This window comes from Pseudoalteromonas sp. MEBiC 03607 (assembly GCF_004792295.1).
GTDB classification, from domain to species: domain Bacteria; phylum Pseudomonadota; class Gammaproteobacteria; order Enterobacterales; family Alteromonadaceae; genus Pseudoalteromonas; species Pseudoalteromonas lipolytica_C.
Map to the genome: position 1 here is coordinate 427,149 of NZ_SRRY01000001.1, position 23,823 is coordinate 450,971.

Here is a 23,823-nt window from a genome sequence, read left to right on the forward strand (position 1 = left end):
CGACCCTGAAACACGTGTGGCCCACGATAAAGCTAAGATCGCCTGTTGCTAATCGCAACGCCCCTTGATATTGGCAACAGGTGATCGCCCTACTATTTTACTTGCTACATTGCTCATATCGGTGACGGTAGATATGAAACTAAAAAAGCCCTTACAGGGCTTTTTTTATGTCTGAAAAACAAATGATGGCTGGTTAACGGCGATTCTTACGCGCACGCGCTCGGCGTTGTTTTTTCTCTTCTTCTTTTGCGGCTTTTTTTGCCTCTGCAGCAGCGCGAAGCTGTGCAACCATTTGCTCTTCTTCTTCACGCATGGCCGGTGTTTCCATGGTAATACGACCAATAATGCCATCGCGTAATTCGTTAATAAGAATTTCAGACATCTTGTAAGTATCGATTTGATTACCGCCGCGGATACAGCCACGCTTTTTACCTGCCATTTCAACAAACTCCCAGTCAGACTCTGGTAGCTCGTCAATTTTATAACGGCTTTTTAAAAGCTCTGGGTATGCATGCAGTAAATATTCAGCGGTGTAACTAGCCACTTCTTCGTAATCGATAGCGGTATCACGAATTGCACCGGTTGCTCCTAAACGATAACCTGAGTTTTCGTTTTCTACTTTAGGCCACAACATGCCCGGCGTGTCGTAAAGCATAATGCCATCGTCAAGCTTAATACGTTGCTGCGCTTTTGTTACCGCAGGCTCATTACCTGTTTTTGCCACAATACGGCCAGCTAAGGTATTAATAAGTGTTGATTTACCAACATTGGGAATACCCATGATCATGGCTTTAATTTGTTTATCAGCGCCCACTTTATGCGGCACTAATTTTTTACAAAGTTCATTAATACGGTGTACTTCACTCGCTTTATCATTACCAAAATCAATCGCTTTCACGCCACTTTGCTGCTCAAAGTAGTCTTTCCAAGCTTGCGTCAACTTAGGATCAGCTAAGTCCGCCTTGTTCATGATTTTGATCACCGGCTTGTCGCCACGAAGCGCAGTAACCATTGGGTTTTCACTACTGTAAGGAATACGGGCATCAAGTACCTCAATGATCACATCCATCTGTGGCATGATTTCTTTAATTTCGTTGCGGGCTTTGTTCATGTGACCCGGGAACCACTGTATTCCTGCTCTACTCATTAGATTATTAAGCTCTTTATTTTAAAGGCTAACGCCATGGGGATTTTGCTGATAGGTATAGTTTACTACATCAAGCAGGATTGTTTAAAAATAAAATCATGCCTTCCATCACCACGAAAGACGAGCGACTACATGCGCTGTATCTGCATGCAGTGAGAATGACCAACCATTGCGCTCACATAAGCGTTGCACAATTCCTAAACCTAAGCCGTAGCCGTGAGAAGCTGTTTCAGTCGCCGTATGTTGGGCATCACCGTCACTGAACTGATTAGTGATTAATAATTCATGCTCTTTAATCAAAATTGCAATCGGTTCCTGTCCTGCAAGGGTATGCTCAAACGCGTTTCGCACCAGGTTATTAACGGCAATAGAAAATGCCTGTGCATGCCCATAAATTATGGGGTTGGCGAGCTCATCAAGTTCAACACCAACGAGCTTACCGTTTAACAAATAGCGTTGCTGCTCTACTGCTTTTCTTACCAGTGGCATTACTAAAAACTGCTCATCATACAAGCCATCATCAGTTTCACGAGCAAGACACAAAAACATTTCGATCATTGTATTCATGTCGTGTGTTGCCCGCCTTACACGATCTAGCACCTTCATATCGGCAGGAGTCAATTGGCTTTGTTCTAAAAGCTCTAGGGCGCCGGTAATGACTGTCACTGGCGTACGCAATTCATGGCTTGCTGAGTCTGTAAAATAGCGTTCTCTTGCGATGAATGCACTCACTCGCTCAAAAGCCTGCTCTATTGTACTTGCGAGCATGCCAACTTCATCATTTGTATATCGGTTAGCATGTATACGCTTGTAATCTTCGTTTGATAATTGCTCAGGATCAATGTCGGCCACAGCTTTAGCAAGTTGAGTTACGGGAGCCAAAGCTCGACGCATCACAACAATTCCAAGCCCAAAGCCTAATAACCCCAATGTTCCTACAAGGCTGCTAATAATAAGTAATAACCACCAATCCTCTGACGAAGAAGCCTCAATCTGCGCGACATCAAACACTACAAACCCAGGTGACTGCTCATTGCCTGTATCAATTACGGCAACATGTAATTCTTCGCTATCAAATTCATACAAGCCTACTGCTGGATTTGTTTGCGCCCACGCTTGAAGTGATTGAGGTAAGTTATCTACTTTATCGTACGCCTTAAGATTTGTAGTAATAGCAGGGTAGTTATCTGATGCAACTTGCAATTGCTGGGTTAGCACACGATCTTCACTCAATCTTATTGCAGCAAAGAAAGCAAACCCCCATGCAATACTGAGCACAGCCACACACATTGCAAATGCGATAGCGACACGTTTGTGCAAACTATGCCGATACATTATTGCACGTCCTTTGCAATTCGATAGCCGATACGGTGCACAGTATGAATCAATGGTGTATCAAATGGTTTATCAATTGCCTGTCTTAACTTGTACATGTGCGAACGAAGCGCGTCACCATCGGGAGGCTCATCTGCCCATAATAAAGTTTCGAGACTATCGCGTGTAACAACAGAAGGAGATACCTCCATTAACCGCTGCAATAACTTCATACTTGCAGGATTAAGCTCAATAAGCTGGCCTGCACGATGTACTTGCAAGGTGGACTTATTCATCGTTAGATCAGACACAGTCAATACCTTGTTGGTATTGCCATGACTCCGCTTATAAAGAGCTTGAAGGCGCACATGTAACTCTTGCAATGCGAATGGCTTTACCAAATAATCGTCGGCTCCGACTGCAAACCCTCTCAGTTTATCATCAAGCGTGTCTCTCGCAGTGAGCATAAGTACAGGTGTTTCAACGTCAGCTTCAGCTCGCAACTTTTGACAAAAGTGTAAGCCATCCATCCCTGGAAGCATTAGGTCTAAAACAATGACATCAAACTTGTTGTTCATCGCTAGTTGCATTGCACTTATACCGTCATAAGCAAAGTCCAAGAGATAACAGTGCCTTTCTAGATACGCAGCAATATTCGCACTAATGTCACGATTATCTTCAACAATCAAAGCTCTGATCGGCTCAGTATTCAAAGCATCTAGCATTTTTCTTCCTTACCAAGCGTAATCTAATCGCAATCCGATCAGCGGTTCAGCTTCGCTATCGTCAACGACTTCAATTCCTCGGCGGTAATCAAACTCAGTGTCATCAGCTGATGAAGCTGCCGTGACATTTATAACATCAAGGAAGGCGGTAACATCAATAGGACCAAAGGCACGTCGGTAATCTACACGAACATTCAATGAGCCTGATCCTTCTTTACGGCCAACATTACGCTCTGTAATTTCCTTAGAGTAACGCAAAGGCTGCCCTGGCCCCAAAACATCTTCATGTACAATAAATATGTCATCTGGTCTGCCAGAAAGGTATTTATATCGTCCAGCAAGCTTCCAACGGTCACTTATCTCCCATGTCAGCCCTAACGTGGCAACATGTTCACGACTAAATTCAGCAGCTACGTCGCCAAAACCATCCTTTCGGTCTACGACCGCATCATTGTAAGAATAGGTTGCACTGGCGTAAAGACCTTCGAAAATAGTAGCATTAAGCACAAAATCAGCACCATATGAAGTACCATCACCATCATTTGCATAAGTTCCACTGGTACGGTCTAGGTCAACCACTAAGTCGCTAAGTTGCTGATAATAAACTTCCGTTAGTAATGACCAGTTGGCATTAGGGAAATATTTAAAACCAACACTCGTATGGGTAATTTTTTCAGTTTTAAGATTATTAGTCTCGTTAGCTGCAAGTTCTAAATATCGCGGTGACTGATGAAATAACCCCGCCGTTGCAAAATACCTTACCTTTTGACTTGGCATCCAGTTGATGCTGAATCGAGGTGATATAAAACTTTCATCAGCAAACCCATCTCGTTCAAATCGTAAACCTGTACCAAAATCCCAATCACCCATTTCAAAAATTTGTTCTATGTAGCCTGTATAGTTTACTTCTTTCAAAGACGTGACTGAATTAAGGCTTTCAGGGGTTAGTACAATAAACTTTTGCTGTGGGTCTGGTCTATAATCGTCACTATCATAAACATACCGATTCCATTCACCATCTAAAAAGGTGCTGTAATCTAGTTCAATTTGCGTAATTCGGGCACCGACGCTCAACATCCCTAATTGATTTTCTACCTCAAAATCACTTCTCCAACCAATTTCTGTTTCACCTTCAGATATAGTGATAATGTCTTCTCGAATAGGGTATTCAGAAGCTGGCGCTCCCTCGGGCACAAGATCTGGATAAGCCTCACCTTCAGAGCTCAATTTATCACTTTTTCGGTAGTAAACTTTATTAGTCAAAACAGCAGTTTCACCAAGTAACGTGGTCAATGTTAAACCATACAAGTCACTATCTTGCTCGGCATTTTGCAATGCAGTATCTTCAAAATTAGGTGATTCAGAAACATGCTCAACGCCACGAGTATATTTCTCATGCGTATCCATGAGTAACACTTCAAAAGTGTTATTTTGATTAATGGGTATCACTGATTTAAAAATAATATCCCTTAAAACAGGTTCACCAATATCTAGCTCTTCGATAGTTTCAAACAAGGCACCAAAATCTAACCGCCTTGCAGAAAAAAGCATAGTTGCTTCATCAGTGATATTTATAGGGCCGTCATAACCAACTTCATAACCAGCAAGGTCGTAGCGAAAACTGGCAGATGGGCTAGGGTTACCATCGGCCACTTCTAGCTTCAGTAAAGACCCTGCACGACCACCATAAGCTGCTTGCCACCCGCCAGGTGAAAATTCTGCTCCATTTATCACATTGGGGGCAAATATAGAAAAGCGACCACCGCCGCCTACATCTTCCTCTTCACCTAACGTCGCATCAAAGTGAATAGCTTTATCAAAAGGAAAATCATCAACAAAGAGTAAATTATCTCTTGGGCCTCGACCACGCACACTAAAACTTGCAAATTCACTGTCAGATGCGACACCTGGCAATCCATCTAGAGAAAGTAGTGGATCTGCACCTCCTCCCACGGCACTTCGCAGAGATTCTCTGTCGAGATAGGTGCTAGAGCCTGAAGTAAATGTATCAGCTTGTTGGGCTCTTACTTCAACTACTTCTATGGCTTGTTCTCTAAGGTCAAATTCAACCTTCGTATTTTTACGAGTTACAACGCGAATACTTGGTTCGTATAAAGCCGCAAAGCCACTTTTTGTAATCTTTATTGAGTAAAGGCCCGGGTCGAGTCGCTCAACAACAATACGCCCTTGTAGATCAGTTTGTAAGGTTTGTATTGCAGAGGTTTCTCGTTCCTTAAGTATGACTTGTGCGTTTGGAAGTGGTCGATCTGTAGTCTGATTTTTAACAATAACCGTTATTGCCCCAGGCTCTTCTACTGCGTAAGAGTAAAATGCCAAACTACTCAACAATAGCCATGTAAATGACCAGAGTATCTGTCTAAATTGTTCTTTCATAATTGCGTCCCTCTTGGCATCAACCATGATCTTGATTTCAATAACTTGCACATACTTTCATCCTCCCAAATAGCCCTAATTATTGAATTCGAATTAATCAACTTTAGACGTTAGCAAAGTAAATGTGACTAAAATGTCACCGGCGTAATTTAGGTTTATGAATGCTGCCTGTGATAATAAATAAGGATTAACCAAAAGTTTCGCTGGAGATATTTAAGCGTCGGTAAGATTAATTGCGCTATAATGGCGCAAATTTTTTCAAGTAAGCAGTTATGGCTCTTAAATCAACCATTATTAAAGCGCAATTATCGCTAAGCGATATGGACCGCCACATTTATCAAGATTTCAATTTAACACTGGCACAACATCCATCAGAAACCGAACAACGCTTGATGATCCGCTTGTTAGCTTTTGCACTTAATGCTCGTGAAGGCTTAGAGTTTACAAAAGGCTTATGCGCAGATGACGAGCCAGAGCTTTGGCACATTAACTACAGCGAAGAAATTGAATTATGGATTGAGCTAGGTTTACCTGATGAAAAACGTCTGAAAAAAGCCTGCAATAAAGCCAAGCAAGTTGTTTTATATACTTACGGTGAAAATAACCAAGCAATTTGGTGGCAAAAACATCAGCCTAAGTTGTATGATTTTAAAAACTTGAGTATTTTTAGTCTCGATTATGCCGCGACTCAGGCATTAGCCGACTTAGCTGATCGCAATATTAAGCTCACTATTACCATTCAAGATGGTGAAGTATGGGTTAGCTCAGATACAGCAAATATCGAAATTAAACCGCAACAGTTAATGTAAGGAACGCGATGGCAATTAGGCAGGTTGTAGTATTACACGGACTTTATATGTCAGGCTTTGTGATGCGCCCTCTGTGTGCGCGTCTCGAAAAGTCAGGGCTTAAAATACTCAATTTGACCTACAATACACTCTCCCCCGATAGAGCGGCAATTTTCGATAAGATTGATCGCTTTATTAATGGTAAGCCAACCGCCTTGGTTTGCCATTCTATGGGCGGCTTGGTTGCTCGCGCTTACTTAGAGGCCAATTCTCTTCAAAGTCGCCATGTCGAAAAGGTGATCACCTTAGGCACCCCGCATAAAGGCAGTCATATTGCTAAGCAAATGCAGCAAAAGGGCTTTGAAATGCTGTTAAAAAATAGCGTGGAGTTTTTATTATCTGAGAATGGCGATTGGCCGTTTAATGCCAAGCTTTATAGTATTGCTGGTGACTTACCAATAGGGCTAATGCCACTGATTGCTAAAGGCAGTGTCTCTGATGGTACAGTTTTGATAGATGAAACCAAACTCAATGGCATGGCAGAACATAAGGTGTTTCATTTGAGTCACACCAGTATGATCTACTCACGCCAAGTGATGGATTACATTATTAAGCTTATAAATCAAAGTGAGTGATACTTTAATCTTCAGCACTTGCAGCCACTTTGTAGGAGATTAATACAATGATCCCTAAAATCAGTGGTACTGGTGCAGCAATGTAACCAAAGGTATCAAAGTTTGCGAAGCTAGCGCCGGCTAAATGACCTACTAAACCGATAACAAATGCAAGTAATGCAATCACTACAACAACTATTTCAGCTTTACTTTCTTTAACTGTTTTACCGTCCATTTTTATTCTCCTGATTAAATGCGGTAAGGTCATTATGCGCTTCTATTTCGTTGCTTTTTTGACCTAAATCAAGTTCTAAATCGGCGTGTTTATCAGCTAATACAAACTTTGTTTTAGATCATACTTTCTGCTTAATTTTTGCATATCTGCAAAATAAGGTAGATTTTTTGCTCAGTTGCCCCAAGTCTATATAACAGGTAATTCAATGTTATGTTGATAGTGCACTAGCGGGTAAAAACCGCCTTTGATAGCTAAAACCTATCACGGTGTTCGAATTAAACCATTTTACAGATTAACCAAGATGGCTAATACTTAACACCAAGCACTAGCAAGTAAACAATTAACGGTTTTTTTAAGGAGCAATCTATGTCACAGGTAAATGCAATTGGTTTAAACAGCGCAAAAAGTGAAGACATCGTAAATTCACTAAACTCTTTACTAAGCTGCTACCAAATTCAATACATGAACGCACGTGGTTTTCATTGGAATATCAAAGGTCGAAACTTTTTTGAATTACACCTTAAATTTGAAGAAATTTATAACTTACTACTTGAGAAAGTAGATGAGATTGCAGAGCGTATTTTAACCTTAGGTGGTACACCTGTGCATGCATTCTCTGAGTACATTGAAGCAAGCAAGATCAGTGAAGCTAAAAATATCACTGAAGGTACTGCTGCTGTTGAAAATCTTTTAGCGGGTTACAGCACGCTTATTCAGATGCAGCGTGAAATCTTAGCGCAAGCAGGTGATGCGGACGACGAAGGTACAGCATCATTGATGGGTGACTACATTAAAGAACAAGAGAAACTTGTTTGGATGTTAAAAGCTTACCTTGGTTAATGTTTAGAACAGAGACTAAAAAGCCCTCAATTGAGGGCTTTTTTACTTTAACCACTTTCTTAAATTTTCGTACTCGGGCCTTGCTTGAAAAAGACTCTCGGCATCTGGATGAAAATAAATATCCATTTCTACCCCCGACCAAACGACCTCTAACAAATTGCGGGCAATGATATTTGCTTTAATATAATCAACACGTTTGTAGCCCCGCGCTTTTACGGCCTGAAAGTAAGCCTTTGCAATCTCAATACTATCAGCCGTCGCTAATTCAAATTGCTCCAAATTCACTACCGCATACTGAATTGATTGTTCAGGGTATTTCATGATTTCTTGACCGACTTCAATGCTAAATGAAGCAACCGCCTCTTTGTTAAAGCTGCCGCTCATTTCCACATAAATCACTGGCGGCTCAACAAAATAGCGCCAATCACCATGGGCTTTAAACATGCTTACCCCTTTGAAATACAACTTAAGTTTACGCTTATAAGCGTTATTTACTTATTTATCTAAGCCTTAATTCGGTAATAAAGCAATAAAAAACGCCATTTCTAATGCCTTTTCCTCAAGGCTTTTAAAACGACCAGATGCGCCGCCATGGCCTGCATCCATATCGGTTTTAAACACCAAAATGTTGTCATCAGTTTTAAATTCACGCAGTTTTGCCACCCACTTCATTGGCTCCCAGTATTGCACTTGAGAGTCATGAAAGCCGGTAGTTACGAGAATATTAGGGTAGTCCTGCGGCTTAATATTATCGTACGGCGAATATGCCTGAATCACATCATAAAACGCAGGGTCATTTGGATTGCCCCACTCGTCATATTCATTCGTAGTAAGAGGAATACTCTCATCAAGCATAGTGGTTAGCACATCTAAAAATGGCACATGACAACCGATACCTAAATAAAGCTCAGGAGCTTGATTTACTACAGCCCCCATCAGTAACCCTCCAGCACTACCACCAGAGGCAAATACTTTTTCTGGGTGTGCATAGCCTAGCGTAGTAAGAGCACGCGTAACATCAATAAAGTCACTAAAGCTGTTTTGTTTATATTGCTTTTTACCTTGTTCATACCAGTGACGGCCTAGCATTTCGCCACCACGAATATGCGCAATCGCATAAACAAAGCCACGGTCTAGCAAACTTAATGAGCTGCTTGAAAAGCTAGGATCGATGGTAATTCCGTACGCACCATAGCCATATTGCAGTAGTGGGTTAGTGCCATCTTTATTAAATTTATCAATACGATAAACCAAAGACACCGGTACTTTTTCGCCATCTCTCGCGGTGATCATTAAACGCTCTGAACGGTAGTTTTGCGGGTCAAACTCGCCGAGTACTTGCTGTTGCTTTAATAAGGTTTTGTTCCCGGTTTTTAAATCGACATCATACAAAGAACCCGGCGTTGTTAAGCTCGAATAGTAAATGCGTGCAGTGCTCACATTCGGCTCTGGGTTCATTGCAATTGCAGCATAATAACAAGGATCATCAAACTCTAAAGTAAGGCGCTGATCGTGCTGATTAACTACCACAAAACGTGTTTGGCCAAGCTCTCGCTCAGTGAGGATAAGGTAGTCATCGAATATCTCAACCCCTTCTAACAACACGTTTTCGCGATGCGGGGTATGTTCTTGCCAAAGACTTTTATCGCCAACGGTACTTTGTGTCGCAGTCATTAAGCGAAAGTTTTTCGCTTGCCAGTTAGTCACAATGTAAAAGGTATCACCTAGCTTATCGACATCGAACTCATGGCCTTCTTCGCGTGGCATTAAAGCGCTAAACTCCCCCTCTGGGTTATTAGCATCTAGCACCCAAGTATCGTTTGTTTCTGTGGTCGCAAGGTCAATAATGATAAGGCTTTCATCGCGGCTTTTGCCAAGCCCCATGAAGAAGCTTTTATCTTGTTCTTCATAAACCAATACGTCATCAGCTTGCGAGGTGCCTAAAACATGGCGGTAAACCTGAAAACCCAACAAAGTTTGTAAGTCTTTTTTCACATAAAAAACGGTTTTACTGTCATTAGCCCATACCACTTGACCTTCGGTGTTTTCGATAACATCACTAAACATCTCACCATTGGCAATATTTTTAAAACGCACGGTATATATACGGCGACCTTCGGTGTCTTCTGAGTAAGCAAGTAGCTGTTCGTCAGGGCTAATAGCCACTTCGCCCAACTCATAAAATTCGTAATCGCCGGCTAATTGATTTACATCTAACAACAAGTGCTTATCGCGCGCTTCTATTGAGCTGCTGCGATAATGGCGCGCATATTCATCATCGCCACGTACTTCTGAGTGATACCAATACTGACCATCTTTCACAGGTACCGTGTTGTCGTCTTTTACAATACGGTCTTTTAACTCATTAAACAATTGTTCGCGCAGAGGTTTTATGTCTGCTAGTTGCTTGTCGCAATAATCGTTTTCGGCATTTAGGTGCGCTAATACATCCTCATTTTCACGCTCATCATCACGCATCCAATAATAATTATCGGTGCGCGTCAGTTGATGTGTAGTTAATTGCTGAGGCTGTTTTTTTGCAACAGGAGGATGCGCTAATAAAGACAAAGAATACGAATTTGACGACACAAGAAAAAACCAAAATAAAAAACGAATTGCTGGCAGTTTATCACAGAATTATACCAATCAGCTTAATTAAGCAGTCTATTTTGAGGCAATAAAACCTCGTTGATAACAAGGCAAAAATTTCGTTATTTAGTTGTTCTAAATGAGAAATTTTTAACGCAGTTAGCGACAGGTTTAATCCCTCAAAATGATTAAGTATTATTGCGGGTTGGTATTAAAAAAGCCCACTCAAATTGAGTGGGCTAAGCAATGCTAAAATAGCATTTAGGGGGAAACTGTTAATGTGACACTTGCTGCCACGCCATAGCCCAACTTTTCCCAACTCCCGGTTCAAAGAGTGGGTTATGTGAATCTTTAACACGGCAAAATTCACTAAACGGCCATGGCTTGCACATGTAAATATGACCCGTTTTAGGTTGAAGTACTTTTACACCTGCATTGTAATCATTGCATGCTTGTGGGTAGACATAGTCATACTCGTTTAATCTATCTTGTACTCGCTCTTCACATTTAGCGATGCAATTAAACGCCACTTTTACATGTGTTATACCCGAACCTTCTAGGGCATAAATTTGGTTTGAACGGTATGCAACCACCAAACCTTGCTCTGTCATTTTGCCCGCTTTAACCAACGGAATATGCACATTAATATGTTCAGCCACAGAGCGAGGCCAATTATGAGGCTCTCCATCATCTGAGCTCACAATTGCATATTCGAATGATAAATCGACTAGCTCTCCTTGCATGTCATAAAAGGTCACTATCACCTTATCACCAACAAAAAGTTGGGTATGATGATTTAAGCAACCAATTGGCAACCATCTTCCAGAGGCCATTGACGTATGCATAAACAAAATATCACCCTAAGAGCAACGAATAGGTACTATAGTAACAATCGAACAAAATATTTATGTAAAGTTTGAGGCAAAAGAACCAAAGCACGTAGATTATGTGCTTATCAGCGGTCCCGCTATCATAGTCTTAAAACCTTAGACCGGAAACTTTGCGTCCTAACCTTTCAGTTAGTTTGCCAAAAACAAAATGAGTATAATCGCGACCAGAAAACAAATCAAACAAAAGAATGTAATCAAACATTATATATAGCAAATAGTTACTATATTTTAGTAACAAAAAAGCCAACCGTTTGGTTGGCTTTTAAATAGCTAGTCTGTACTAATTATGAGCTGGCTTAGTTCTGGTAACCACTCTATAACCTGCACGGAAGATATTAAGAACACCATTGCCCACATCACTCATCACAATGTACAAACATGGAACAAGTACTAATGTAATTAAGGTTGCGAACATTACCGCAAAACCAAGTGCTACTGCCATTGGAATTACGAACTTAGCTTGTAAGCTGGTTTCAAACATAATTGGTAATACACCGGCAAAGGTCGTAATTGAAGTCAGTGTGATTGCTCTAAAACGTGCACACCCTGCTTCTATAACTGCTTCACGTGTAGAAAGCCCTTCGCGACGCGCTTGGTTTACAAAGTCAGTCATGACCAGTGAGTCGTTGATCACCACCCCTGCAGCAGCGATTAAGCCAAAGCCCGACATTAAACTAATGTCTAGACCAAACCATAAGTGACCCCAAATTGCACCGGTTAAGCTAAATGGAATAACCGACATTACAATGAGTGGTTGCGAATAGCTCTTAAGCGGTACTGCAAGCAAGATATACACTAAAATCATACCACCAATGAAGAACATAATTTGCTCATTAGCTTGTGCTTGCTGCTCTTCAATTGAGCCACCTAGCTCAGTTTTAACTGATGGATACTCTTCTTTGAGTTGCGGTAACAGAGTCTCTTTAACTTGCTTAACGACTTCGCCTGGCTCAATCGCTTCTTCATCGATACTGCCATAAATATACACAGTTCGATAACCTCCTTCGCGGCGAATATAGCTAATACCTGGCTTTTCAGTCAGCTCTACAACATCACCTAATAGTACTTCTTTACCTTCAGGTGTTGTAATTACTGCATGTTTAAGAGATGCAAATGCTTCACGTGTCAGTTTAGGGTAACGCACCATTACGCGCACTTCTTCGCCACGGCGAATAACACGTTGCGCTTCACCACCGTAGAAGCTTGCGCCAACTTGGTTTGCGATATTGGCAAGATCTAACCCTAAATCATATGCCACAGGTTTTAAGCTTAATTGCACTTCTTTGCTCGCCGGGTCGATGGTCGAGCTAATATCAAATAAGCCTTTTTGCTGTTGCAGTAATTGAATAAAGCGACGACCTGCCTCGTTCAATGTATCGATGTCAGGCCCATACAGTAAGTAGCCAAACTCACCATCCATGCCGCCACCATTCACATCATCGTAAATTTGTAATGATTTGACACCGGCAATACTTGGCATTTGCTCACGCCAGCGACGAGATAATTCAAATGCGTTGTATGGACGAAGATCTTCATCAACAAGTGGCGCTAAAAGCTGCGCTTCAGTACGCCCTTGGTTAAAGACTAAAATGTCACGAATAAGTTTTTGACCAAATTCACGCTCGGTTTCTTTATCAACATTAACCACCATCGCTTCAATTTCTCGAATTGCGTTAATGGTTTGAATATCCGACGCATTTTCATTCATTTCTAAACGAATTTGCGGGAAATCATGCGGTACTTTTGGGGTTGGAACAACACGCACTTGATTTGATGAAATCAAACCAAACGTCATAATTAATAAGCCCACAAAAGAAAATAAAACAAGCCAGCGCCATTCAACACAACGTACGATAAATGCTTTATAAGGACCATTTACAAACTTAAAAAAGCGCTTATTAAAACGAGCACGCCAGCTGTTTGGATTAATAGGCGGAAATTTAGTGTGGGCGATATGAGCAGGTAATATAAGCTTCGACTCAATCAAGCTGAATATTAGACACAGAATAACCACCACCGCGATACCAAAGAAAAATGCACTTTCTGGCCCGCTTGATAATGTAAACGGTGCAAACACAGCAATCGTAGTCAGTACACCAAATGTAGCTGGGGTAGCAACACGTTTTGCACCATTCACTACATTGACAACACCACCGCCTTTTTTCTCAATTTCGGTGTAGGCGCTTTCCCCTATGACTATGGCATCGTCGACCACGATCCCCAGCACCATAATGAATGCAAATAACGACACGATATTAATACTGATACCAAATAATGGCATCATCATCATTGCGCCCAAGAAACACACAGGTAAACCAATCATTACCCAAAGCGCTAACTTAAAGCGTAAGAAGATAGACAACATAATGGCAACCAAGATAGCCCCTTGAATTAGGTTGGTTTTCATCATGTCTAAACGTGCGTTAAGGTAATAGGTCATATCCATAAGAGGTTCAAGACGCAAGCCCGCAGGCAGCTCTTTGTTTTTCTTATCAATATACGCTTTCACTGAATCTGCAACCGGGATCATGTTTTGTTCTTTGGTTGCTTTTACAGACAAATAAACCGCATTTTCGCCGTTAAATTTAAAGTAGCGTTCACCTTCAATAAATTGATCTTTAATTACAGCGATATCTTGCAACAATACCTTCGCACCATTAGCCCCCACCTTGACTGGAATTTGGCGGAACTCTTCACCACTGTAATATTGGTTTTCAACACGAACAGAGATAATACCTGCATCAGTGCGTAATTGGCCGGCAGAGATGTTGGCTGAATAACGACGAACAGCACCAGCTACATCACTTAACGTTAAGTTGTATTGGCGCAGTGAGTCTGGGTCAATTTCAATCGCTATTTCATCTAACGGCACATCGTTTTGCACCAGCGATACGTTTGATAATTGCAGCAACTCATCTTCAATTTGATTTGCTACAGGCTTTAACTCTGTCAGCGGAATATCACCAACGAGCGTCATACCAATCACGTCTTGACGAAATTCAACCTGACTAATGGTGACAGGCTCCATTCCCGCAGGGAACGTGGCAATACTGTCGACGCGTAACTTCACTTTGTCGAGCACATCAGTGAGCTCAGCATCTGTGTTTATCTCAAGACTGGCACGGCCACTATTTCGAAACGAGCGGTAAACACCGCGCTTAATTTCGGTAACATCTTTTAGTGACTCTTCAATTTTGATCAGAATACTTTCTTCTATTTCTTGTGGTGATGCACCCGGATAATTCGCCTGCACCTCAATATAGTTAATTTCAACATTCGGGAACATCTGGCGCTGAATGGTGAAATAACTAATGATCCCCATGATGATGATAAACACCATCATTAAGTTAGCAGCGACCGAGTTATTAGCAAAATAGGCTATCAGGCCTGACTGCTTTTCTGTGTTTGTATCAGTCATAGTGTTACCTTAAAGCTTTTCAACCGCTGCAGTTTCTGCATCGCTTGTCATTTCTTTCATACCAGCAATCTTTACTTCCATACCCGCTTGAGGGTACTCAGGTAAAGTAAGAACAAGCTGGTCATTCACTTCAAGGCCATCACTAATGTAGAAGTACTCACCTTCTTCACGCACTACAGTTACTTTTCGTGGTTCAAGTTTATTCTCATCATTTACAATCCACACTGTTTGGTTATTTACCAAAGACTGCGGTAAACGATAGATATTTTGTAACATGGCACCCGCAAAGTTAACTTGTACATAAGCACCAAATTTAATTGGTTGTACGTCATGCTTTAAACCGTATGGGTCTTCAACACGAACCACTAAGTTGCTCATACGTGTCGCGTTATCTACAACGCCTAGATCGCGGTCAATCTCTGCTTCACGAGTAAAGCTGTTTAAGCCTTTATTGATAATGGTCGCTTTAACGCCTTTTAAGCGCTTAGGTAAAAACACGCTGTCAAAGCCAGCAATTGGTACGATGATTTCTGCACTTTCAATGTTATTTAGCTCAGCAACCTGGCTACCTACATTTATGTATTGACCGACACCAATTTCACGGCTGATCACTAACGCATCGTAAGGTGCTCTCACTTCACAACGCGCAAGGTCACGCTCAGCACGTTTAAGTGCTGCTTGCGCTGATTTAACAGCTGCTTGCGCGCTTAAAACTTGAGGTTTACGTAAGAATAAGTCCGTGCGCTCGCGCTCTGGATAGCGTCTTGCCTCATCCAATGCAACTTTAGCTTGTGCTTGCTCTTCAATCAGAGCTGCTTGAGCACTTGCTAATGATGCTTCAGCTTGAAGTACAGCGGCTTCGTAGTTGTCTTTCTCGATAGTGAATAACACTTCACCACGAGCGACAATTCCACCGGGTACAAAGTTTGGATGCCAACTGGTCACTTCGCCTGCGACTTGCGATGCCAATAATGTACTTTCAAGTGGCTTCACTTCACCGTAGCTATTAATAACCACTTGATGATCATCGCTGGCAACAGGTTCAACTTGGACAAGAGGTCGAACATCTACCACTTCCTTGTCTTTTGGTTCTTGGGCAATAGCATTGATTCCCATAAAGCCAATAATACCGACCGCTAAAGCAACGATTGGCAATATCCATTTTAGTAATCTCGTGCTCATAACTTACACCTTTAATATTTTAACTGCCCATATCATACCAAAGCTGACAGAAACATTAATGTGACATTTGTAAGTAACTGTTACAAAACAGGCAAAATTGGCAACAAATTTAAAAAACGCCAATTAAGAACAATTTGTTACAAACAAAAGTAAAATAATATCAAAGAATTACAAAGCACCCCTTACACTTGTTAACAAATAACCTTTTATCATGGGTTTATTTCATTAAACTGATTTGAGAAATAATTAAAGGAACAATTAGAATGAAAATAACAAATATTGCTTTGGCATTAAGCCTAGCGCTTGCCATGAATGGCCATGCTATTGCAGCTAAAAAAGAAGAAAAAAAGCCAGAAACACTTGCCGAAATGATCAAAGATAAAAGTGAATATGCTGGTATCTTTACTCTCTACCAAGATGACAAGACCGGTAATAACCTAATGGTTATAGACCAATCTCAGCTTGATACACCCTTTGTATACTTTGCCCACACAGTTGAAGGTGTTACAGATGCGGGTCATTTCAGAGGGGCATACCGTGAAACAAAATTAATTGAATTTCGTAAATATTTTGACCGTATTGATATTGTAAGTAAAACTCCTCGCTACAAATTTGACGAAAACTCAGCGCTTGCTCGCGCTGCCGATGCCAACATAAGCGAAGCTGTACTTGCTAGTATTAAAATTGAAAAAGAAGAAAACGGCAAAATAGCATTTAACGTTGATAAGCTTTTTTTAAGTGAAGCACTGCATAAGGTATCACCTTGGGTAAATCCAAAAGATAAAGATGCTAGCAAACGCTTTAAACTTGGAAAATTAGACGACAAAAAATCACGCATCACCACGCAACGCCCTTACCCAAATAATCTCGATGTTGTTGTTGATTACGTGTTTACTAATGCCGAGCCAAAAGTACGTGGCTCAAGTGCAGTAAGCGATCCACGTAATGTATCAATTAAAGTACAACACTCATTTGTCGCACTGCCAAGCAACAACTATCAACCACGTTTAGATGATGCACGAATTGGTTATTTCACCAATCAATTCGATAATATGACATCTGCAGACTGGGCACCGTATGAAGATGTAATCAAGCGCTGGGACCTACAGAAGAAAGACCCATCAGCCGCACTTTCTGAACCAGTTAAACCAATTACTTGGTGGATTGAAAATACTACGCCAGTTGAGTGGCGAGATACTATTCGTGATGCAGTATTAGCTTGGAACAGCTCATTTGAAAAAGCAGGCTTTAAAAATGCTATCGAAGTAAAAATACAACCTGATGACGCTGATTGGGATGCTGGCGATATTAACTACAATGTATTGCGCTGGACTGCATCACCACGCCCTCCATTTGGCGGTTATGGCCCTGCTCTTGCGAACCCATTAACCGGTGAGATCTTAGGCTCTGACATCATGTTAGAGTATGTTTTCATGAAAAACCGCTGGATGTACGACACCTTATACACGCAAGGTGCAGCAACACTTCAAAGCAGCCCAAGCACCTCAGAACTGCATTGTTCACTGGGTCACAGTATTCAAGAAAACATGATACTTGCTAAAGGCTTAGGCACAGGTGCAAGCATTGAAGACAAAGAAATTTTACGCCAAGGCTTAACTCAACTGGTGTTACACGAAGTAGGTCATACCCTTGGCCTTAACCACAATATGAAATCGTCAATTTTGTGGGATGAAAAAGAAGTTCACGATAAAAGTAAAACCCAAGGTATCGTAACTGGCTCGGTGATGGATTATGCACCAGCAAACATTGCCCCTATTGGCATGCAGCAAGGTGATATATTCCAAACAAAACCTGGCCCTTATGACGACTGGGCGATTGAATACGGCTATAGCCCAGCTTTAGCTGATAAAGATGCCGAACAACAGCGCCTTGAAAAAATTCTCGCTCGTTCATCTGAGCACGCTTTAGCTTTTGGTAATGATGCTGATGACATGCGTGCTCCTGGGCGTCATATCGACCCTCGTGTGATGATTGGCGATATGTCATCTAACCCTGCCGCTTATGCTGATGATCGTATGGAGCTTATCAATAAGCTGTTTACTGAGCTTAAAGACAAAGCCACTGTTGATGGTGAGTCATACCAACAACTTGTTACCTCAGCCAACATTTTATTTAGAAGCTACCGCACACAAGCTGGCGTAGTATCTCGTCAAATTGGTGGTGTTTATGTAGAGCGAAATGTGGTGGGCGATGACAAAAATGGCGCACCATTTACGCCAGTGCCACTTGAGCGTCAGCAACATGCAATGCAAATTTTAGCTGACAAAGTGTTCTCACCAAATGTGCTTGCTAGCATGCAGCCGCTTTATAACTACCTGCTACAACAACGTCGTGGTTTTAACCATTATGGTAAAAACGAAGACCCTAAACCACATGGCATGATTTTAGGCATGCAAAAGCTGGTACTTGCTCAGTTATTACACCCGGCTGTCATGCTGCGTATTTCAGATAGCGCTATGTATGGCAACGAGTATTCACTTAACCAATTTATGAATGACTTAACAGCAAGCATTTTTGTAGACAGCAAAAAAGCAAATACCTTAAGTCACAATCTACAAGTTGAATATGTGAATCAGCTAATCGCGATTGCTGGTTTAGGTAAAGCGAGTAAGCACGACAATCTAGCCAAAGCGGCTGCGCTTTATCAGTTAAATCAAATTGCTGATATGAGCGTGCCATGGGGTGCAGACACCGCAGCTAAAGCACATAAGCAATATATCGATCGCTTAATTAGTAAAGCCCTCGAAGCATAAGCAAAGCAACACAAAAAAGGCTGCCAATTGGCAGCCTTTTGTTTTTACATAATTTAAGCCATTGCCGGGCGTGATTTATAATACTGAATACATCCTAGTTGTGCGGCATTAGTCAGTAATATCATTACAAAGGTCAGTATGTGAGACACGCTCGGTGTCGCCATAGCGAGCTCGGCAGCGAGGCCGCAGCTTCCAGCAACAAATTGCAGGCTAAAGTAGCGGGCGCTTAAATTACTAATATCACCACTTTTGATGGTTTTATAAGTCTGCGGCATAACACGAATAGAGCTCATGACTAACCCCACATAGGTTAGCCAATTGAGTACTGTTGCAGTTTCAAGAGATGGGCTAAGTAATAAAGAAAAAGGGATCATCGACAGCAATAGCAATCCAACCAATTGTAACCGCTGCGCACGAGCTGCGTTATAGCGAGCAAAGTAGTAAAGGATCAGTGCGCTTAGCGTACCAGTAACAATAAATGGTAGTGCCATATAAAAGCGCTGAAAGAACAGATTATAAGTAATGAAATACACGCTTTGCGCAACACCAAAGCTCATCATTAATAACGAAACGCCCGACACACTGCGATTTTTACGGATTTTATTTAAAAGCGGATAAAAGCTAAACGCCAAAATAAAGCATGAAATAACCGGCAAAAAATGCGCCAAAATAGACCTCTCTCGTTACAATTTAGTTAATAAGTTAGCAATTTATAAATTAGCCATAAAAACAAAGTAAACCATTGTTTTTTATGCATTTTAAAAGAGCGCGGCATTGTAATGAGAGAACGCTAGAATGCAATAAAGAATAAAAAACAAACAACCGCTTGCTGGCAAGATATCCATACAGGGTGTTTACAATCAATGACACTTTTTAAGCAGCTTGAATAGTTATGGCAATATGGGTACATTGAACAAAGAGTGCTCAGCAGGAGAAAGCAATGAAATCAGTTATATATGCATTAGTGTTAAGTGCTTTTTTGGTTGGCTGTAAAAGCACTAAACAACAACTTGCTGCGCCGCCTAGTGTCGCAAGCTTGATGGCCGCCGAGAAATTTCAACAAGTAGAATTACCTGATCCCGCGTTATTTACTTTACCTGCTGATGAACAAAAACGTTTCCTTGATTATTTCACGCAGCGCCAAGGTGACTACTTAAGAGACGATGAAATTCTTTATCACTACCTAGAAAATAAACTCACTAACTTTAACTATTATAGTGCCACCCTTAGTGCGCAAGAGGCATTACGTAGGCAGCAAGGTAATTGTATTAGTCTCGCCATTTTAACCCAAGCTTATGCTCAGCTTGCTGGGCTTAAAACAGGCTTTCAGGCGGTGTCGAGTGAACCGGTTTACAGTAAACAAAGCAACATAGTGTATGTATCGGGCCATTTTCGAACAAAAGTTTACGCACCACTAAATGAGGACGAGCATTACTTAGTAAAACCAGGCACTGTCATCGATTACTTTCCAGCGCGTGGTAGCTTTTACTCAGGCCGTGCCGATTTAAAAGACTTAATTAGCCGTTATTATAGTAACTTAGCAAGCGAGGCCTTGGCTAAAAAGCAATTCAATTTAAGTTACAGCTACATTTTAAAAGCTAACGAATACACACCACATGCACCCTCACTTTATAATTTAGCCGCAGTTTTACATCGCCAATCGGGTGATTTAGCGGGCGCAAAGCGAATTTACCAAACAGCTATACACTATGACCTTGATGATACTAATTTACTGCACAACTACGCAGTACTCGCCAAGCAACTTAATGATCCTGAACTAGTTGAGCAAATCAACTCACAACTGGCTTTGCTTGAGCAAGATCCGTTTGAATTGATAGCAACCGCGATTAACGCTCGCAACAATGGTAAATATTACAAAGCAAAGCAACAGATTGAAAATGCTATTGCGTTAGCCCCGTACTTATCTGAACCCTATATTGAATTAGCAATTATTAGTTATCAGCAAGGCAATAAACAACGCAGTAAAGAGTGGCTAGAAAAAGCCATAGAGATAGAAAATAAAGACGAAAAACTGGCGCTTTATCACGCCAAGCTTTTCGCTTTATCTGAAAAACACTAAGTTATAACGAGTAATAAAAACTTAGCCATGCTCGTAAATCATTTTCAAAGTCGTCGCCTTCTACTCGGGCGACGCCAAAGTCAATATTTACATCATTCAAGCCCGCAGGCCCCATACCAAAACTAAAATCTCCCTGCCATTTGAGCCCGTAACTTTGCGCATAGACTCGGTTATCAACCTGATGCTGTTGGTAGTAAAGCCAAGGCAGTGAATCTTTGTAACTTATGCCCCCGCCATAACCTTTATAGCGCTCACCTAGCTGGCTAATAAACGGCAGTTCTGGAGCAACAATAAAGCCACTTTGCGTTTGTTGATTAATTAAATTTGACTTATAACCACCTAAAGCAAGTGCGCTGTCATCGCGATATTGCTGAGCGAAATTAACATAAACAGGAATATCAAAGGCATAACCGCTTAATACGGTGGCAAAGTTATAGCCCTGCCAATTGTTTGAGTCAGTATCACCGGACAACCACTGGGCACTCACAGACTGAGCAAAACCATAACGCTGCCTATCATGTTGCCATTTTTGTTCAAGTCCAACTGTTAACCATTGATCATCCCCTTCACTAAAATCACTGTAGTTATAGCTTAGGCTCGGTGTGATACTAAGTTGTTGAAACTGCATTGGGTAACTCATGGCAAAATGTGCCCCAGTGTTACTTAAGTCCAGCGACGTTTGAGAATGGTATTGCCTTACTGTTTCAAGGTCGTAATCAAATAACAACGCTTTAAATTTTAAATCAAATTTCGAGTACTTAACCGCCGCGAATACCCCTTCCAATGCTTTATCATGTAAATCAGCACTATAGCCTGCTTGTAAATCAAGCTGCTTTAAAAAGTCACTACTTTTAACCCCAAGGGTAAGAAGTGAAGATGAAGCTGAATAATATTGAGATGCCAGCGAAAAAGTCGGCTTTTGCTGCCATACATCATAATTGGCTGGCTCAGTTGGGCTTTGCGGGTAGATTTTTGCCTCAGGTAATACTTCGCTCGTTACATCTCCTCGCGGCGGAGCTGCGCTTTTAGCAAACTCAACAACCTCTAATCCGTGTGGTTGCTCAGCAAAATGCTTAATGTTCGGGCCTTCAGCAGTGATCGATAAATACAAAAGTTCACCATTGTTCATTGCCATTGGGTGTGCGACAGCTTCTTGTCCTTGTGTTAATTGGCTTAGTGAATTACTTTGAAGATCATAATGATACAAATCGAGAGCTTTATTTTTACCCGCTACAAAATAAAGTCCTTTGCCATCAGCTTGCCAGTTGGGCTGTGACACATACTGATAGCCTTCAGGCATAGGCACGGCATGTGACTGCTGACCATCCAAGTCTTGTATATACAACTGCCAATTAGCATTCAATGTCGCTTTTAAATAAGCAAGCTGAGTTTTATTAGGGCTTAATAATGGATAGTCATAAACCGTTTCTAGGCTTTTCTCAAATAAAGGTGTTGCGACACCCGTATTGAGATCAAAACGCACCAGCTCCGAAAAGCCATGCTTAGCTTGCTCAGCGTAAACCGTTTGTCCGTTATCACTAATTGTAAAACGGCGCAGCCCTGCATGATGCGTCAATGCACTGACCTCTCCGGTCTCGATATCATAACGGTATAAGTCAGAAATACCCTGAATTGCGCCTTTAGCAACGGTTGTTGTGGCGGTGAAGAATAGGGTATTTTCGTCTAACCACTGTGGGTTTTTTATGCCCTGTCTATTAATTTGATGAAGCACATGTTTTTGTTTACGTTTAAAAACACGCGGTGCTTTATCAGCAATATCAGCAGGGTCATCATCGAGTAGCGCTTGCTGTTCTTTCGCAAAGTCATCTGCTGCCTGTTGATTATCATCAGTGCTATAAATAACTAAACGCGTTTCGTCATCTTTGTTTCGCTCAACAATAGCAAGTTTACTGTTATCTAAACTTAAAACAGGGTTCGAGGCGTATAAATCAAGTTCTAACCAAAGCTTACTTGTAAGTGCTTGCTCACTTACTTCTTTAGCCATAGCTTTGTAGGTATATTCGGCAATAAAACGACGATAGAGTCGTTCTGGTGAGTCGCCAAATACGCCGCTAAAAGCCTCATCAAAATCACGCGATTTAACCGCTTGCATGCGCGTCCAAACTGCATCAAGAGTTTGCGCGGAATAGTTCTCTTCAAGCCATGCAAGAAAGCGAGACCCCATTAAATACGCCATAGAACCAGCTAAAAAGCCCCCTTCGGTGCTGCTTAGCTGACTATACCGAGGCAGCGCACCTTGTTGTGCAAATTCAACCAGTATCGCCTCTGAAAGATTATCGTATAGACGCCCGCGACCAGTCATTTTCGACTCAAGTAAGGTTGCATACCCTTCGGCGGTCCAGCGCGGCATTTCACCATCAACTAAATCGTAAATATCCCAACTATTGCGAATAGCTTGGCGTAAATCGCTTCGTGTAGGCTGAGCAAGGTGCACTAAATGAATATATTCGTGCAAAATCAATAGTTGCTGCCAACCATCAGTATTAGAAATCACGGTGTCAGATTGCGGTGGTGTAGTAAACAAGGCCATTAAAGGCTTGTTTGTCACCGGTAGAGCAAAGCCATTCGAGGCGTTGAATGGGTCGAAAACCAACACATCGACGACTTCATCAAGGGCACGGTTTTGCTGTTTTAATACCTTATCGCGGACAATTTCAAGTTCGGTTGCCGCGGAGCGGGCCCATTGCTGGTTCTGCGTACTAAAATGCACGTTAAAGTGTTCGGTATGAATAGTTTGCCAAGTCTCTTGACTTGAAGCATGGCCAGCGGCAAGTAGCGCCACCGTTAATAGGGCTTTTTTCATCACAATCCT

General features: G+C 41.6%; 17 protein-coding genes and 1 riboswitch. Of the genes, 5 read left to right on the forward strand and 12 right to left on the reverse strand.

Annotation, left to right across the window (positions count from 1 at the left end; all coding sequences use genetic code 11):
- Positions 1–193: 193 nt before the first annotated feature.
- From ylqF to E5N72_RS01935, 4 genes are all read right to left on the reverse strand, one after another.
- Positions 194–1,147, reverse strand: coding sequence for a ribosome biogenesis GTPase YlqF (ylqF, locus tag E5N72_RS01920; RefSeq protein WP_135923001.1), 954 nt, complete (start codon positions 1,145–1,147; stop codon positions 194–196).
- 108 nt (positions 1,148–1,255) lie between these two features.
- The gene (locus E5N72_RS01925) at positions 1,256–2,482 is read right to left on the reverse strand and encodes a HAMP domain-containing histidine kinase (protein WP_240704481.1); all 1,227 of its coding nucleotides are present in this window, start codon (positions 2,480–2,482) and stop codon (positions 1,256–1,258) included.
- Positions 2,482–3,159, reverse strand: coding sequence for a response regulator transcription factor (locus E5N72_RS01930; protein WP_199527233.1), 678 nt, complete (start codon positions 3,157–3,159; stop codon positions 2,482–2,484). Before E5N72_RS01930 ends, E5N72_RS01925 begins: the two co-directional genes overlap by 1 nt.
- 36 nt (positions 3,160–3,195) lie before the next feature.
- On the reverse strand, positions 3,196–5,580 hold the full coding sequence (locus E5N72_RS01935) for a TonB-dependent receptor (protein WP_135923004.1): 2,385 nt from the start codon (positions 5,578–5,580) through the stop codon (positions 3,196–3,198).
- A 272-nt stretch (positions 5,581–5,852) separates the two neighbouring features.
- Here E5N72_RS01935 and E5N72_RS01940 point away from each other — a divergent pair, with 272 nt between their 5' ends.
- Positions 5,853–6,389, forward strand: coding sequence for a YaeQ family protein (locus E5N72_RS01940; RefSeq protein WP_135923005.1), 537 nt, complete (start codon positions 5,853–5,855; stop codon positions 6,387–6,389).
- A gap of 8 nt (positions 6,390–6,397) precedes the next feature.
- Positions 6,398–7,003, forward strand: a complete 606-nt coding sequence (locus E5N72_RS01945; RefSeq protein WP_135923006.1) for an alpha/beta hydrolase — start codon at positions 6,398–6,400, stop codon at positions 7,001–7,003.
- Positions 7,004–7,007: 4 nt separating this feature from the next.
- On the opposite strand, the gene E5N72_RS01950 is transcribed toward E5N72_RS01945, so the two are convergent.
- Positions 7,008–7,217: a hypothetical protein gene (locus tag E5N72_RS01950; protein WP_054562952.1), complete on the reverse strand. Its 210-nt coding sequence runs from the start codon at positions 7,215–7,217 to the stop codon at positions 7,008–7,010.
- Between the two features lie 366 nt (positions 7,218–7,583).
- Between E5N72_RS01950 and E5N72_RS01955 the strand changes: the two genes are divergently transcribed.
- Positions 7,584–8,057, forward strand: coding sequence for a Dps family protein (locus E5N72_RS01955; protein ID WP_054552310.1), 474 nt, complete (start codon positions 7,584–7,586; stop codon positions 8,055–8,057).
- A gap of 42 nt (positions 8,058–8,099) precedes the next feature.
- Here E5N72_RS01955 and E5N72_RS01960 read toward each other — a convergent pair whose 3' ends face one another.
- The 5 genes from E5N72_RS01960 to E5N72_RS01980 form a co-directional block, all read right to left on the reverse strand.
- Complete coding sequence (locus tag E5N72_RS01960) at positions 8,100–8,501, reverse strand: hypothetical protein (protein ID WP_135923007.1); 402 nt, start codon at positions 8,499–8,501, stop codon at positions 8,100–8,102.
- Positions 8,502–8,567: 66 nt separating this feature from the next.
- Complete coding sequence (locus E5N72_RS01965; protein WP_135923008.1) at positions 8,568–10,646, reverse strand: S9 family peptidase; 2,079 nt, start codon at positions 10,644–10,646, stop codon at positions 8,568–8,570.
- Between the two features lie 275 nt (positions 10,647–10,921).
- Complete coding sequence (locus E5N72_RS01970; RefSeq protein ID WP_135923009.1) at positions 10,922–11,491, reverse strand: chitin-binding protein; 570 nt, start codon at positions 11,489–11,491, stop codon at positions 10,922–10,924.
- A 109-nt stretch (positions 11,492–11,600) separates the two neighbouring features.
- Positions 11,601–11,685: riboswitch (cyclic di-GMP riboswitch) on the reverse strand.
- Between the two features lie 131 nt (positions 11,686–11,816).
- Positions 11,817–14,954, reverse strand: a complete 3,138-nt coding sequence (locus tag E5N72_RS01975; RefSeq protein WP_135923010.1) for an efflux RND transporter permease subunit — start codon at positions 14,952–14,954, stop codon at positions 11,817–11,819.
- A 9-nt stretch (positions 14,955–14,963) separates the two neighbouring features.
- On the reverse strand, positions 14,964–16,136 hold the full coding sequence (locus E5N72_RS01980) for an efflux RND transporter periplasmic adaptor subunit (RefSeq protein WP_135923011.1): 1,173 nt from the start codon (positions 16,134–16,136) through the stop codon (positions 14,964–14,966).
- Positions 16,137–16,399: 263 nt separating this feature from the next.
- Between E5N72_RS01980 and E5N72_RS01985 the strand changes: the two genes are divergently transcribed.
- On the forward strand, positions 16,400–18,910 hold the full coding sequence (locus E5N72_RS01985; RefSeq protein WP_135923012.1) for a zinc-dependent metalloprotease: 2,511 nt from the start codon (positions 16,400–16,402) through the stop codon (positions 18,908–18,910).
- Between the two features lie 53 nt (positions 18,911–18,963).
- On the opposite strand, the gene E5N72_RS01990 is transcribed toward E5N72_RS01985, so the two are convergent.
- Positions 18,964–19,578 carry a PQ-loop domain-containing transporter gene (locus tag E5N72_RS01990; RefSeq protein WP_135923013.1) on the reverse strand — a complete coding sequence of 205 codons (615 nt, stop codon included), beginning with the start codon at positions 19,576–19,578 and terminating at the stop codon, positions 18,964–18,966.
- Positions 19,579–19,850: 272 nt separating this feature from the next.
- Between E5N72_RS01990 and E5N72_RS01995 the strand changes: the two genes are divergently transcribed.
- Positions 19,851–20,990: a tetratricopeptide repeat protein gene (locus E5N72_RS01995; protein ID WP_135923014.1), complete on the forward strand. Its 1,140-nt coding sequence runs from the start codon at positions 19,851–19,853 to the stop codon at positions 20,988–20,990.
- A 1-nt stretch (position 20,991) separates the two neighbouring features.
- Here the strand turns inward: E5N72_RS01995 and E5N72_RS02000 are convergent, their stop codons facing one another.
- The gene (locus tag E5N72_RS02000) at positions 20,992–23,814 is read right to left on the reverse strand and encodes a hypothetical protein (protein ID WP_135923015.1); all 2,823 of its coding nucleotides are present in this window, start codon (positions 23,812–23,814) and stop codon (positions 20,992–20,994) included.
- Positions 23,815–23,823: the final 9 nt, after the last annotated feature.